Below are 14499 nucleotides of genomic sequence, written 5' to 3' on the forward strand. Positions count from 1 at the left end.
CCGACGCCGGCGAGACCTACAAGCGTTTCACCGGGGCCGGTCGGCGTCCGAACCGAGGCCGTCGATCCCGCCACCGCTATTCGTCCTGGAGTCGTTCCGAGCCGTCGTGACCCGATCAGTCGTCCGCACCTGTCGCCGCCTCGCCGACGCTGTCGACGCTGACCGTCTCCCACTCGGCGTCGGTGTGGGCACCCTCCCGTTCCTTCGCGCTGGGGGCGACGCGGATGAACTCGGCCTTCTCCCGGGCCTCGGGGATCGTGTGGCCGCCACAGTAGGAGAGGCCGGAGCGGATCCCCGCGCAGAACTCGCGTACGACGTCGGCGACCGGACCCTTGTACGGCGTCAGCCCCTCGACGCCCTCGTCGGTGTCGACGTCCTCCTCCTTGTCCGACCTGTCCTCCGCGGCGGCGGTCGTCGCCATCCCGCGGGAGCGTTTGTACCGGACGCCGTCGACCTCGAGCACCTCACCGGGTGCTTCCGCGGTGCCGGCGAAGAGACTGCCCAGCATGACGGTCTCCGCGCCGGCCATCAGCGCCTTGACGGCGTCGCCGGAGGTCCGGATGCCGCCGTCGGCGATCACGGGGATGCCGAGGTCGTCGGCGGCGTCGGCACAGTCGTCGACGGCCGTCAACTGCGGGACGCCGACCCCGGCAACCTTCCGGGTCGTACAGTGCGATCCCGGCCCGATTCCCACTTTGACGCAGTCAGCGCCGACCTCGTAGCAGTCCTCGACGCCCGCCGGCGTCGCGACGTTCCCGACCACGAGTTCGGCGTCCGGGAACTCCGAACGGATCGTCGCAGTCGCCTCGAGCGTGCGCTCTAAGTGGCCGTGGGCGACGTCGACCACGAGCGCCGTCGCACCAGCCTCGAGGAGCGCCTCGGAGCGGGCGACGTAGTCCTCGTCGATGCCGACGGCCGCCGCGACCGGGACGCCGGCTTGCGCCGTCCGGGCGACTTCGGTCGCCTGCTTCTCGATCGTGAGGAAGCGGTGGATCGTACCGATCCCGCCGGCCTCGCCGAGCGCGATGGCCAGCTCCGCTTCGGTCACGGTGTCCATCGCCGCCGACACCAGCGGCGTCTCGAGTTCCACGTTCGGCGTGAGTCGCGTCGAGAGGTCGACGTCCCCACGGCTGTCGACGGGCGATCGCTGCGGCACGAGCAGTACGTCCCCGTAGCTCAGCCCCGTCCTGATATCGTTCATGACCCGTACGAACGACGGGACGCACGGGGATAAAGTCGTCGGGCCGACACCTCGGGCTGTCGACGGGTCGAACGCTCGCCAGTCGCCCCACGCTTTACACCTGCCCGCGTCGAACGAGAGTTCCATGGCGGATCCTGCACCCCGTCTCGAGGGACGAATAGCCAGGCACGTCGGCGGTCGGAGGCGAGACGCGTGACCGACACGTTCGTGGTAATCGGCGGCGACGCGGCGGGGATGTCCGCCGCGAGCAAGGCCAAGCGGGACGACCCCGACCTCGAGGTGGACGTCTTCGAGACGGGCGAGTGGGTCTCCTACGGTGCCTGCGGCCTCCCCTACTACGTCAAAGGCGAGATCCAGTCGCTCGAGGCGCTGGTCTCGGTGACGCCCGAGGAGTTCCGGGAGGAACGGGACATCGATCTCCGGACGGGCCACGAGGTGGTCGGGATCGATCCCGACGAGCGAACGGTCACCGTCGAGCGCGTCGCGGACGGGACGACCCTCGAGCAGGCGTACGATCACCTGCTGCTCGCCACCGGTGCCGAGGCGGTCGTCCCGTCGATCGAGGGCACCGATCTCGAGGGCGTCTACACGCTGGGGTCGATGAGCGACGGGAAGGAACTGCGGGAGTACGTCGCCCGCGCCCGCGAGAAGGAGTCGTTCCAGCAACCCGATCGCGGGCCGGCCTGTCGCTACCTCGAGGACTGTGCGGGCCGCGTCGCCGTCGTCGGCGGGGGCTACGTCGGCATCGAGATGGCCGAAGCCCTCGCGGCGAACGCGTTCGAGGTGACGCTGTTCCAGCGCGGCGAGCGCCCCCTGACGGGGTTCAGCGAGGCGACGAGCGAGGCGGTCGCCGACCACCTGCGGGAACGGGACGTGGACGTCCGCCTCGGGACCGAGGTCCGGGAGCTCGTCGCTGGCGAGGATTCGGAGACGGTAGCCGCAATCGTCACCGCCGACGAGCGGGTCCCGGTCGAGATGGTGTTGCTCGGGACCGGGGTGCGACCCAGGACGGCCCTCGCCGAGGACGCGGGAATCGACATCGGGCCGACGGGTGCGATCGCGACCGACGCCTACCGCGAGACGAACGTCCCCGACGTCTACGCCGCCGGCGACTGCGCCGAGGCGACCCACACCGTCACCGGCGAGCCGGTCTACGCGCCGCTGGCGCTGACCGCGAACCGGCACGGCCGGGCCGTCGGCCAGACCGTCGCCGGGACCCCGAGCGAGGGCGGCACCGTCGCGGGCACGGCCGCCGTCAAGGCCTTCGAGGTCGAAGCCGCGCGAACGGGTATCCTCGACCACGCGGAGGGCCGCGAAGCCGGCTTCGACCCGGTCACGGAGACGATCGACGCCAACTCCCGAGCCGGCTACTATCCGGAAGGTGGCACCGTCACCGTCACGCTCACCGCCGACCGCGAGACGGGACGCCTGCTCGGGGCGAGCCTCGTCAGCGAGTACGGCGAGGGGGCGGTCCACCGCAGCCACGCGATCGTGGCAGCACTCGAGGAGTCCGCGACGGTCTTCGACCTCGAGAACTACGATCTGGCCTACGCGCCGCCGTTCAACTCGACGTGGGATTCGGTGCTCGTGGCGGCGAAGGTGCTCGCCGGGAACCTGCGATAGACCGCCTCAACTCGGGCCGGCCTGCTGTTCGATCACGTCCGAGGCGTTGCTCAACTCTGCCGCCGTCATCATGAGCAGGTCGTCGAGCGTGATGATCCCGCAGAGCGATCCGTCTTCGGTGATCGGGATCCGGCGGATGCCCTCGTTGCTCATCTGCTCTACGGCCTCGTAGTGGGAGGCGCTGTCCTCGATCGTGACCGGATTCTCGGCCATCACGTCCTCGGCCGTCATATCCTGGATCGAGTCGGCGTTGCGCATCTCGAGGGCGATCGAGCGATCCGTTACGATCCCCGTCGGCTCGTCGCCGTCGGTGATGACGACGCTGCCGACCATCTGGTCGTCCATCATCTCGAGGAGTTCCTCCACGCTGGCGTCCGAACTGGCCGAGACGACGTCCGTCGTGGCGATCTCTGTCAGTGTCATGCAGTGACGGCTTTGCCGACCACGGCCTAAATACGGGGGGCGGCGTTCGCATGCCCGATCGGCGTGTCTCTCGGGATCGCCTGACCGTCACTCGCGGCGACGGGTCGACGTCAGTCGCGTCGGTCCCGTCAGTTCCGTCTGTCGCGCCGGCGCGTGGCGACGCCCTCGAGTGCGGCCCCGCGGGTCCGGTAGCCGATCCCGATCGCGTCGCAGTCGAGACACTCCCAGCGGTACTCGCCGTCGAAGCCGCGGATCGAGACGACGGCGTCGCAGTCCGGACAGCGCTTGCGACGGCGGCGTTCGCGCACACGGTCGAGCACGTCGGCGACGGTCTGCTCGTCGGTCATTCCACTGCGGGCTGGTGATCGGTCGGTTGTAAGCCTTCCCATCCAGCGGGACGCGCTTGAAATCGGGCCTCGTCAGGTACATATCGCTCGCGACCGTACGAACGCCCATGACCGAGACCGCAACGTTCGGCGGTGGCTGCTTCTGGTGTGTCGAGGCGGCGTTCAAGGAGATCGACGGCGTCGAGTCCGTCACCTCGGGCTACGCCGGCGGTCACGTCGAGGACCCCTCCTACCGGGAGGTCTGTACGGGCAACACGGGCCACGCCGAGGTCGTCCAGGTGGAGTACGACCCCGAAGTCCACGGCTACGAGGACATGCTCGAGGTGTTTTTCACCGTCCACGACCCGACGCAGTTGAACCGGCAGGGGCCGGACGTCGGCACGCAGTACCGGTCGATCGTCCTCACCCACGACGACGAGCAACGGGAGCTAGCCGAGGCCTACATCGAGGCACTCGAGGAAGCCGGCGGCTACGACGACGAGATCGTCACCGAAGTCGAACCCCTCGAGCGGTTCTGGCGCGCCGAGGAGAAACACCAGGACTACTTCGAGAAGAACCCCCAGGACGCCTACTGCCAGATGCACGCCCAGCCGAAGGTCGAGAAGGTCCGCGAGAAGTTCGCCGAAAACGTCAGTCGGGCCTGAGCGCGGACGGATCGACGGCTGGCCCGCATCCCGCGATCAGCGCTCGACCTCCCAGGTCAACAGCGCCCCCTCGTCCAGTCGCTCGACGTTCTCGAGCGCGAGCGTGGGGAACTCGTCGACGAACCCCTCGCCGTCGGCGAGCGTCGGCGCGTCGCGGCCGCCGATCACTTTCGGGCCGACGTAGACGCGGAGTTCGTCCACGAGTCCGGTCTCGAACAGCGAAAAGATGAGTTCGCCGCCGCCCTCGACCATCAGGGTCTCGAGGCCCTCGCGCTGGAGCGACGCGAACGCGCGCGGGAGGTCGACCCGCTCTTCGCCCGCAGTGACCAGTTCGGCGCGCTCGGCGAGCGCCATCCGCTCGTCGATCGGCGCGCGCTCGCTCAGACAGACGTAACTCGCCGCCGCGTCGTCGAGGACGGCGGCGTCGAGCGGCGTACGCCCGCTCGAGTCGACGACCACGCGGGCGGGATGGTCGGGGACGCCGCGTTCGCGTCGCCGCTCGACGAGGGAGTCGTCCTTGACGGTGAGGTGTGGATCGTCCGCGAGGACGGTCCCGACGCCGACGACGACGGCGTCGCTGTCGGCCCGGAGCCGATCGACGCGGGAAAAGTCGGCCTCGCCGCTGATGGCGAGCTGTTCCCGGCGGCGCGAGGAGAGTTTGCCGTCCGCGCTCATCGCGGCGTTGACGACGACGTGCATACCGCTTCTGGGTGCCGGGGGCTAAAGAAGACACCGCGTCCGGACGTCGGCGGCGGATCGATCCGAGGAACCGAGCGAAACGTTACGCGAGTTCGATGTCGCCGACCATCGTCGTCTCGTGGGGTTCACAGACGTAGGTGGCCATCTCGTCGGTCACCTCGTCGATCTCGAGGGTCTGGGTCTCGCCTTCCTCGCCCATCGTGTCGGTCTGGTAGTCGTCGACGACCTCGTCGTTGTCGTCGCGGATCTCGATGTTGTGTTCCGCGCCGTCGCCGTTCTCCCAGGTAATATCGTAGGATTCGCCCTCCTGGAGCGTGAGCGTCGGGTTCTCCTCGTCGGCGATGTCGTCCGGGGCCTCGCCCTGCCAGCCCTGCGTCTCACCTATGAGTTCGATCTCCGTCTCGGGATCGATCGCGTCGCCGCCACCGTCTCCGCTCTCCTCGCCGTCTTCTTCCGTTTCGTTGGCCTCCTCTTCCTCGCCCCCGGCGGGTTCTTCTTCCTCACCACCGCCGGCGGGTTCCTCTTCTTCCCCGCCGCCAGCGGGTTCCTCTTCCCCGCCGCCGGCGGGTTCTTCGCCACCGCCGGCAGGTTCTTCCTCACCGGGACCGCCGCCGTCGCCGCAGCCGGCCAGGACCGTCGAAACGGTCGCGATTCCAGTCAATTTGAGCACTGTTCGGCGCGAATGCGACTGTTCTCGTGACATCTGGCATCCGGGAGTGACCGTTCTACTCGCATAGTCTCCGTCCCGGCAGGTTCAGGCCGCGAAACGATCGATTTCGGGATTGGTTCCCATTGAAACGTAAACCCCCAATTACATCCGGTCCACCCCTATGGAAAGAAACGCTCCATACCGTCACCTCCTGTGCGTGTGGGTCGTCGTTATCCACAGTGTATGGACGGATTTCGATTCCTGGTCCGTCCGCTCGCATGTCGCGCCGATGACTCGAGCCGTGATCGGCGGGGCGTCCGCTCGTCGGCGATCCACCGTCGAACGCGACGCCGTTCACTTTCGCCCCGTTGCGGGAACGTTTTTCACGTCGCCAGACGAAACACGGACGATGGAACTCGACGACCATGCCGAGGAACTCGCCTCCGACCTCGGCGTCGACAAAGAGGAGGTCAAATCCGACCTGCAGAACTTAGTGGAGTACAGCGTTCCGATCGACGAGGCGAAAGGCAGCCTCCGGCGCAAGTACGGCGACGGCTCGAGCGCGAGCAGCGGTGCGCCACAGAGCAAGGCCGTCGCCGACGTCGTCCCCGAGGACAGCAACGTCACGGTGACGGCCGTCGTCCTCTCGGCGGGGAAGCGGTCGATCCGCTATCAGGGCGACGATCACGTCATCGTGGAGGGGAAACTCGCCGACGAGACCGGCGTCATCGATTACACCGCCTGGGAGGAGTTCGGCCTCGAGCCGGGCGATACGATCACCGCGGGCAACGCCGGCGTCCGCGAGTGGGACGGGGAACCCGAACTCAACCTCGGCGAGAGCACCTCGCTCTCCTTCGAGGAGGAGTCGCTCGACCTGCCCGAAGCGTACGCCGATCTGATCGGCGGCGATACCCAGCTCGCCGACCTTCAGACCGGCGACCGCGCGGTCACCGTCGAGGTGGACGTCCTCGAGTGCGAACGCCGGACGATCGACGGCCGTGACGGCGAGACGGAGATTCTGAGCGGCGTCTTCGGCGACGAGAGCGGCCGGCTCCCGTTCACGAACTGGGATCCGGTCCCCACGATCGAAGAGGGCGGGCCGGTACGGATCGAAAACGCCTACGTCCAGGAGTTCCGCGGCGTCCCCGAGGTCAACGTCTCGGAGTTCTCTACGGTTACCCCGATCGACCGCGAGATCGCGGTCGGTGCCGACACGACGACGCTGTCGGTCCGCGAGGCGATCCGGACCGGCGGTATCTACGACGTCGAAGTCGTCGGCAACGTCATCGCGGTGCGTGACGGCTCGGGGCTCATCCAGCGCTGTCCCGAGTGTTACCGCGTCATCCAGAAGGGGCAGTGTCGCACCCACGGCGACGTCGACGGCGTCGACGACCTGCGGGTCAAGGCGATTCTCGACGACGGTACCGCCGCGTTGACCGTCGTGCTGGACGACGACCTCACCGAGGACGTCTACGGCGGGACCCTCGAGGACGCCTTAGAGCAGGCCCGCGAGGCGATGGACCAGGAGGTCGTCGCCGATACGATCCGGGAACGCATCGTCGGCCGTGAGTACCGCGTCCGCGGTCACCTCTCGGTCGACGAGTACGGTGCCAACCTCGACGCCGAATCGTTCGCGGAGAGCGACGACGACCCCGAGGAGCGCGCACGAGCGTTCCTCGAGGACGCCGGCTGGACCGACGCGGGCGACGCCGAGGTCCCCGAGGAGGTGGACGCATGAGCGCGAGCGACGACGAGGAGATTCCGAGCCGCGAGGTCGCTTACCGCCTGTTCGCGGCCGAGTACGACGACGCGTCGCTCTCGCACACGGAGAGCGACGAGGAGCGCGCGCCGAACTACGTCGTCTCCCCCACGGGCGCGCGGACGAACCGCCTGTTCGTCGTCGGGACGCTCACCGAGGTCACCGACGTCAACGAGGAGATGGTTCGCGCCCGCGTGGTCGACCCCACGGGCGCGTTCGTCGTCTACGCCGGCCAGTACCAGCCCGACGAACTGGCCTTCCTCGAGCAGGTCGACCCGCCCGCGTTCGTCGCGGTGACGGGGAAGGCCCGCACCTTCGAACCCGAGGACGGCGACCGGATCTACACCTCGATCCGCCCCGAGAGCATCGCCCTGGTCGACGCCGACACCAGGGACCGCTGGGTCGTCAGCGCCGCCGAGGCCACGCTCGAGCGGATCGGCACCTACGCCGCCGCGGCGGACGTCGAGGCGAGCGGCGACGGACTGCGGACCGTCCTCGAGGACGCGGGCGTCGAACGCGGCCTCGCGGCGGGCATCCCGCTTGCGCAGGACCACTACGGTACGACCCCGTCGTACCTCGCCGCGCTCCGCGACCGGGCGCTCGAGGCCGTCGCGGTCGTCTCCGGCGACCGCGAGCAGGTGTCCAGCCTCGACGTCGCCCCGGACGAACGGAGTTCGGCCCACGCCGACGCGACGTTCGCGTCGCTGGCCGAGGACGTGGACCTCGACCTCGAGGCCGTCGAAAGCCCGACTGACGCGGAATCGACGCCGGCCACGCCGGACTCCGACGCGGTCGCCGCGGCGACTGCGAGCGGCGGCACGGACTCCCACGTCGGGTCGGCAGACGCCTCGGCGTCGACCGCGTCGACGAGCGATATCGACGACGACCTCGAGGCGGAGATCGAATCCGCGACGGACGACACCGAGAGCGCAGTCGACACCGCGACGGACGACGCGACGAGCGAGCCACCGACCGGCGAGGACGCCGCAGACGCTGAACAGGCCGACGGGGTGGAGGAAGCGCCGACCGACGAGGCCGATACCGAACCGACGGCCGGCGTCGACGAGGAAGCGGAGCCGACGGCGGACGAGGAGACCCCGGCCGACCTCGGCGGCGTCGACGCCGACGAGTTCGGCGACGGGATGTACGAGATGGACGACGAGGAGCGCCAGCAACTCGAGGAGGAGTTCGGCGCGGAGTTCACGACCGGCACAGAGGTCGACGACCCCGGCGAGGCGGACATCGACGTCCCCGAACCCGACGCGGACGCCGACCCGACAGCCGAGGAGTCCGGCGGCGAGACGGCCGAATCAGCGGCCGACGTCGAGTCCACCGACGACGACATCGGCTCGCCGCCGTCCTCGAGCCTCGAGGACGACGAGCCGGGCGGGTCCGACGACCTGGATGCAGCGCCGACGTCGACTCTCGAGGCCGAGGAGGAGCCCTCGGACGAAGCGGCAGAACCGGACGAGACGGCGGCCGAAGCCGAAGAAGCGTCGACCGATAGCGACGACGAACCCGCGGAAGCGGCGGACGCGGACGAAGAGGCGGACGAAGACGACGGGACCGATGCTGAGGACGACGCGCCCGCCGAAGACGTCGATCTCCAGGAGTACGTCGTCGAGACGATGTCCGAGATGGACGACGGCGACGGCGCAGATCGTGAGGCCCTCGTCGAGTCCGTCGCGACCGATACGGGCGCGTCCGCGGACGAGGTCGAAGAAGCCATCCAGGACGCCCTGATGGACGGCAAGTGCTACGAGCCCGACGACGACACCCTCAAGGCGATCTGATCGCGCGATGGGAGACGATCGTCGCCCGCCGGCACCGCGCGTCGAACCGGTCCCCGGCGAACCGGCCGCGGTCGCGACCGTCGGGTCGGATCGTGCCCTGTTGATCGCCGACTACCACGCCGGCTACGAGGCGGCACTTCGCTACGAACGCGGCGTCGACGTACCCAGCCGCGCGGCGGACCGACGGGAACGCCTTCTGGGGCTCCTCGAGCGGACCGACGCCGACCGCCTCGTCGTCCTCGGCGACCTGATGCACTCGATCGGCGAGCCGGGCGGTGCGGAACGCGGCGAACTCGAGGTGCTGTTCGAGTCGCTGCCGTCGACGCTGCCCGTCACGATCGTGAAGGGCAACCACGACGGCGCGATCGAATCCTGGCTCACGGAAGACGACGAGTTCGGGGCGGAGCCGACCCCGCCGATCGACGTCGTTCCCGGCGCAGGCGTCGCGCTCGACGGCGTCGGCGTCTGTCACGGCCACACCTGGCCCGCGCCCGACGTCCTCTCCTGCGGGGTGCTCTGTCTCGGGCACGAACACCCCTGCGTGCGGCTCGAGGACGAGGTCGGCGGGAGCCGCGTCGAGCGCACCTGGCTGCGAGGGCGTGCCGATCCGGGGCCGTTTCGGCCCCGGCCGGAGTACGAGGACGTGCCGTGGTTCGGCGACGGGACCCCGCCGCGGCTCGTGGTCGTGCCGGCGTTCAACGACCTCGTCGGCGGGACCTGGGTGAACGTCCCGAACCAGTCGTTTCTCTCGCCGTTTCTCCCGGCGGGCCTCACTGACGGCGAGGCGTACCTGCTCGACGGGACGCGACTCGGTCCCTACGAGCAGGTCTGAACACCCTCACGGACGGGCTGGCGCGGGCGAACGAAGCCTGCACATGGAAGCCCCACGCCCTCCGCGAATCACGGCGAACCTCGCCGTATGCCGATCGAAACCTACCGGCTCGAGATTCGCGACGTCGACGGGTTGGGAATCGACGTCGACGTCTACAACGCCGACGACGTCATCGAGGAGTCGACCCACGTGGCCTACGACGACTACGACCTCGAGCCGACCGAGGAGGGGCCGACGGACTCGTCGTACACCGAAGAGATCACGACCGACGTGACGACGCTTGACCTCCAGTACGAACGCGACGACGGCGGCTTCTCGTTTCGACTGCTCGGCGACCGCGACGAACTGACGACGGTCCGTCTCGAGGACGACGAGTGGGGCGTGAGTTGAAACGGATTGCTGTACCGAGGTGCCGGCCTGATCGCCGCCGGATCGTGATGACGGCGAAGTGACTCCGAGGGGTCGGTCGTCACGTCGAACTGGACTCGATCACCAGCGTGGTGAAAACGGCCGTTTGTAATCGTTTCGCTTACCGCAGATTCTACGGCAGGCGAAGCCCCTCAGGCGGTGGGTTTGTCGTGAACTATTTCAACTCGGAATATAACAGTCGGACGTATGAGTACAGGCAACAAACGGGGAACATTCTCAGACACGTCTGCACAGGACGTACTGGGGATGGTACTGCTGGTTGGGATCGTCGCTCTCGCTCTGGATCTCGTTCGACGGGTCATCTTGGGCGATCTGACAGCCAGCTATCTGTTATCGCTCGTCTGGAACGGAGTCGTCGACTCGTTGTACATCGGGCTGGCAGCGATCGGACTCTCGATGACCTACAGTATCCTTCGGTTCGCGAACTTCTCCCACGGCGATCTGGTGACCGCAGGGGCGTTCAGCGGCTGGACGGTCGCCTACCTGATCGGCGGGATCGGCACAGCGGATCTCGGGAGCCGACTCCTGCTCGACGCCGACGGCGGGGCTCGAGCGGGCGCGCTGGGGATGGACATCGTCGCGTCGCCGCTCGCGATCGTAATCGGACTACTCGCCGCCGCGGCCGGCACGATCCTCATCGCGCTGGCGATCGATCGACTCGTCTACAAGCGGATGCGTGGCGAGGGCGGGATCCCGCTGCTCATCGCGAGCGTCGGGGTCGCGCTGGCGTTACGATACATCATCGCGATCATCTATACGCAGGACTCCCGGGGAATCGTCGCCGCCGCGCCGTTCGTGGGGCCGTGGGAACTGCCCTTCTTGCCCTTCGAGATCGGTCAGATCAACCTTCACGAGGCGACGCTCGTGATTTCCGCGATCGTGCTGATCGTCGGGGTTCACGTCCTCCTGCAGTACACGAAACTGGGGAAGTCGATGCGAGCGATGTCCGACAACCGTGACCTCGCGCTAGTCACCGGCATTCCCACCGAACGGGTAATCACCGCGACGTGGGCTATCGGCGGGGGCCTGGCCGGCGTCGCCGGCTACCTGATCGTATTGGACCAGTCCCAGATCACGATCAATCTCGGCTGGTTCCTGCTGCTGTTGATCTTCGCCGCGGTCATCCTCGGCGGGATCGGATCGATCTACGGTGCACTCGCGGGATCGCTCGTCATCGGGATCACGATCAACCTCTCGCTGGTGTGGATTCCCTCGGACCTCAACCAAGTCGCCGCGTTCGTGATCATGATTCTGGTGTTGGTCTTCAAACCTGACGGTCTGTTCGGAGGTGTCGAGACGGCATGAGCCAGCAATCGGTCGAAAACACGCAGTGGACGTCCGATCTGGCGTTGCTCGCCAAGATCGTCGCCGCCACCTACGTCGGCTTCGGCCTCCTCGGCCTGCTGACCGGCGTCGGCATCAACGAGATCGCCGGCTTCCTGGTGACGGTGACGTTCTACGCGGCGGCGTTCGCGCTCGTGACCCTGGCACTCAACCTCCACTGGGGATACACCGGCATGTTCAACATCGGCGTCGCCGGCTTCATGGCGATCGGCGTCTACACGATGGCGATACTGACCGCTTCGCCCGAAGCGCAACCGGCCGGTCTCGGGCTGCCGATTCCGGTCGGCGTCGTCGGCGGCGTCCTCGTAGCCACGCTGATCGGCGCGCTTCTCGCGCTCCCCGCGCTCCGGGTTCGGTCGGACTACTTCGCGATCATCACGCTCGGCTTCTCGGAGATCGTCAGGCTCTCGCTCACGTCGGGAACGCTCCGAGAGATCGAAGTGGGTGGCCGCGTCTACGGAACCGGAGGCGGTGGCGGAATCAGCTACACACCGGTCGACAGCGTCATCCCCTGGCTGTTCGAGCAGCCGCTGTTCGGCCAACTCGGGGAGGGGCTGTACACCCTCGGCGGGTTCGCCGGCCTCACCACGTCGATCGTCGACCGACTGCTGTACGCGCTGGTGATCATCGCGTTCGTGGTCGCCGCCTACGTGATGTTACAGCGGATCGCGTTCTCCCCGTTCGGACGAATCCTCAAGGCGATCCGTGAAGACGAAGTCGCCGCCCGTTCGCTCGGAAAGGACACCCAGCGTGCGAAGATCAAGGTGTTCGCGCTCGGCTGTGGCATCATGGGACTGGCCGGCATCCTCTGGATGGGAAGCCGGTCGCTCGTGACGCCGGAGAGCTTCATGCCGATCGTCACCTTCTACATCTTCGTCGCGCTGATCGTCGGCGGCGAGGGGTCGAACACCGGCAGCATCGTCGGTGGATTCGTCTTCGCCGCCTTCCTCTGGGAAGGCCCCCGCTTCCTGCGAACGATCGCACGCTCGAACATCGATGTGCGCGCCCCACCGACCATCGTCGACGCGCTGGCCGAACTCGCCTCGCTCGATCCGCTCCCGCTGATCGGCTACGCCGTCGACAGCCTCGAGGAGATCCGGTGGATCATGATCGGCGTCGCGCTGATCCTGCTGATGATCTATCGTCCACAGGGGCTGCTCGGCGACCGGAAGGAGATCGCCGCCGCGACCGACCTCACGCGGCGCGGAGGTGAGACCGATGAGTAACCAGCGGACGCAGGCGTCCGACGCGACCGCCGTCACCGATCCAGTGCTCCGGGTCGAGGGACTCGAGAAGCGCTTCGGCGGGATCGTCGCGGTCGACGGCGCGAGCTTCGAGGTCGAACGCGGCTCGATCACGGGACTGATCGGGCCGAACGGGGCCGGCAAGTCGACGACGTTCAACTGCATCACCGGCGTCCACCGCCCCAACGGCGGCTCCATCGTCTTCGACGGCCAGGAGATCACCGGCGAGTCGCCCGAACGGATCGCCAACCGCGGGCTCGTGCGGACGTTCCAGATCGCCCGCGAACTGCCCGAGATGACCGTCCTCGAGAACATGATGCTCGGGCCGAAAGACCAGCTGGGCGAGTCGATCTGGCGGTCGGTCGCGCCGATCGCCCGCCGCGAGGTCGTCGAAGAGGAAAAGCGACTGCGCGAACGCGCCTGGGAGACGCTCGAACTGTTCGAGATCGACCACCTCGCCCACGAGTACGCCGGCTCCCTGTCTGGCGGCCAGCGGAAACTCCTCGAACTCGCCCGGGCGCTGCTGACCGATCCGGAGATGCTCCTGCTCGACGAGCCGATGGCCGGCGTCAACCCCTCGCTCGAGAAGAAGCTGCTCGAGCGGATCCACGACCTGCGAGAGGACGGCTACAGCTTCCTGATCGTCGAACACGACATGGACGTGATCATGAACCACTGTGAACGCGTGATCGTCATGCACCAGGGACAGGTGCTCGCGGAGGGACTACCCGAGGAGATCCAGTCGAACGAAGCCGTCATCGAGGCCTACCTCGGAGGTGACGTCTGATGACGTTGCTCGAGGTCTCCAATCTGGACGCCGGCTACGGCGACCTCCAGATCCTCGACGGCGTGAACATGACAGTCGACGACGGCGAGTACGTGACCATCGTCGGTCCCAACGGGGCCGGCAAGTCCACCGTGATGAAGTCGATCTTCGGGCTGACGACGTACATGGGCGGCTCGATCACCTTCGGCGACGAGGAGATCAGCGAGCGCCGGCCGGAAGACATCATCCGCACCGGCATCGGCTACGTCCCCCAGAACGACAACGTCTTCCCGTCGCTGTCAGTGATGGAGAACCTCGAGATGGGGGCGTACATCCTCGACGAGGTACCCCGGGATCGGATCGAGTGGATCTTCGACCGGTTCCCCATCCTCGAGGAGCGCCAGGACCAGAAGGCGGGGACGATGAGCGGCGGCCAGCAGCAGATGGTCGCGATGGCCCGTGCGCTGATGCTCGATCCCGACCTGCTGATGCTCGACGAACCGAGCGCCGGCCTCGCGCCCGACCTCGTCGACGACATGTTCGATCGGATCGACCGGATCAACGACGACGACACCGCGATCCTGATGGTCGAGCAAAACGCCAAGGAGGCGCTCCGTCGCTGTGATCGAGGCTACGTCCTCGTCCAGGGACAGAACCGCTACGAGGACGAGGGCGACGCGTTGCTCGCCGACGAACAGGTCAGACAGGACTTCCTCGGCGGATAACGGAACGAAAAGTCGCGTTCG

General features: G+C 67.6%; 15 protein-coding genes. 10 read left to right on the top strand and 5 right to left on the bottom strand.

The genetic code is table 11. The annotated features are described in order from the left end of the window. Positions 1 to 115: 115 nt before the first annotated feature. Positions 116 to 1201 (bottom strand): guanosine monophosphate reductase, encoded by a 1086-nt coding sequence (locus TX79_RS02710; protein ID WP_049925606.1) that lies wholly within the window; start codon positions 1199 to 1201, stop codon positions 116 to 118. A 192-nt stretch (positions 1202 to 1393) separates the two neighbouring features. Here TX79_RS02710 and TX79_RS02715 point away from each other — a divergent pair, with 192 nt between their 5' ends. Beyond that, positions 1394 to 2824, top strand: coding sequence for an FAD-dependent oxidoreductase (locus TX79_RS02715; protein ID WP_049925608.1), 1431 nt, complete (start codon positions 1394 to 1396; stop codon positions 2822 to 2824). Between the two features lie 6 nt (positions 2825 to 2830). On the opposite strand, the gene TX79_RS02720 is transcribed toward TX79_RS02715, so the two are convergent. Both TX79_RS02720 and TX79_RS02725 read right to left on the bottom strand, forming a co-directional pair. Beyond that, the gene (locus TX79_RS02720) at positions 2831 to 3247 is read right to left on the bottom strand and encodes a CBS domain-containing protein (RefSeq protein ID WP_049925609.1); all 417 of its coding nucleotides are present in this window, start codon (positions 3245 to 3247) and stop codon (positions 2831 to 2833) included. Between the two features lie 128 nt (positions 3248 to 3375). Further along, entirely contained in the window at positions 3376 to 3594 is a 219-nt protein-coding gene (locus TX79_RS02725; RefSeq protein ID WP_049925611.1) for a hypothetical protein, read from the bottom strand. Positions 3595 to 3701: 107 nt separating this feature from the next. Between TX79_RS02725 and msrA the strand changes: the two genes are divergently transcribed. Further along, a complete protein-coding gene (gene msrA / locus TX79_RS02730) occupies positions 3702 to 4238 on the top strand; it encodes a peptide-methionine (S)-S-oxide reductase MsrA (protein WP_049925612.1) in 537 nt (178 codons plus the stop codon). Positions 4239 to 4274: 36 nt separating this feature from the next. On the opposite strand, the gene TX79_RS02735 is transcribed toward msrA, so the two are convergent. Both TX79_RS02735 and TX79_RS02740 read right to left on the bottom strand, forming a co-directional pair. Further along, on the bottom strand, positions 4275 to 4937 hold the full coding sequence (locus TX79_RS02735) for a 2,5-diamino-6-(ribosylamino)-4(3H)-pyrimidinone 5'-phosphate reductase (protein WP_049925614.1): 663 nt from the start codon (positions 4935 to 4937) through the stop codon (positions 4275 to 4277). An 82-nt stretch (positions 4938 to 5019) separates the two neighbouring features. Further along, on the bottom strand, positions 5020 to 5607 hold the full coding sequence (locus TX79_RS02740; RefSeq protein ID WP_230198531.1) for a cupredoxin domain-containing protein: 588 nt from the start codon (positions 5605 to 5607) through the stop codon (positions 5020 to 5022). Positions 5608 to 5995: 388 nt separating this feature from the next. Between TX79_RS02740 and TX79_RS02745 the strand changes: the two genes are divergently transcribed. From TX79_RS02745 to TX79_RS02780, 8 genes are all read left to right on the top strand, one after another. Further along, positions 5996 to 7324 (top strand): Single-stranded DNA binding protein, encoded by a 1329-nt coding sequence (locus tag TX79_RS02745; protein ID WP_049928242.1) that lies wholly within the window; start codon positions 5996 to 5998, stop codon positions 7322 to 7324. Then, complete coding sequence (locus TX79_RS02750; protein WP_049925617.1) at positions 7321 to 9138, top strand: hypothetical protein; 1818 nt, start codon at positions 7321 to 7323, stop codon at positions 9136 to 9138. The genes TX79_RS02745 and TX79_RS02750 overlap by 4 nt, the downstream gene beginning before the upstream one ends. Positions 9139 to 9145: 7 nt before the next feature. Next, entirely contained in the window at positions 9146 to 9970 is an 825-nt protein-coding gene (locus tag TX79_RS02755; RefSeq protein ID WP_049925619.1) for a metallophosphoesterase, read from the top strand. Positions 9971 to 10057: 87 nt separating this feature from the next. Further along, on the top strand, positions 10058 to 10360 hold the full coding sequence (locus tag TX79_RS02760; protein ID WP_049925621.1) for a hypothetical protein: 303 nt from the start codon (positions 10058 to 10060) through the stop codon (positions 10358 to 10360). 225 nt (positions 10361 to 10585) lie between these two features. Then, on the top strand, positions 10586 to 11704 hold the full coding sequence (locus tag TX79_RS02765; protein WP_049925623.1) for a branched-chain amino acid ABC transporter permease: 1119 nt from the start codon (positions 10586 to 10588) through the stop codon (positions 11702 to 11704). Further along, positions 11701 to 12969: a branched-chain amino acid ABC transporter permease gene (locus TX79_RS02770; RefSeq protein WP_049925625.1), complete on the top strand. Its 1269-nt coding sequence runs from the start codon at positions 11701 to 11703 to the stop codon at positions 12967 to 12969. The genes TX79_RS02765 and TX79_RS02770 overlap by 4 nt, the downstream gene beginning before the upstream one ends. Then, entirely contained in the window at positions 12962 to 13774 is an 813-nt protein-coding gene (locus TX79_RS02775) for an ABC transporter ATP-binding protein (protein WP_049925627.1), read from the top strand. Before TX79_RS02770 ends, TX79_RS02775 begins: the two co-directional genes overlap by 8 nt. After that, positions 13774 to 14478, top strand: coding sequence for an ABC transporter ATP-binding protein (locus TX79_RS02780; protein ID WP_049925629.1), 705 nt, complete (start codon positions 13774 to 13776; stop codon positions 14476 to 14478). The genes TX79_RS02775 and TX79_RS02780 overlap by 1 nt, the downstream gene beginning before the upstream one ends. The last annotated feature ends 21 nt before the right edge of the window (positions 14479 to 14499 follow it).

Source organism: Halopiger goleimassiliensis (genome assembly GCF_000455345.1).
GTDB classification, from domain to species: domain Archaea; phylum Halobacteriota; class Halobacteria; order Halobacteriales; family Natrialbaceae; genus Halopiger_A; species Halopiger_A goleimassiliensis.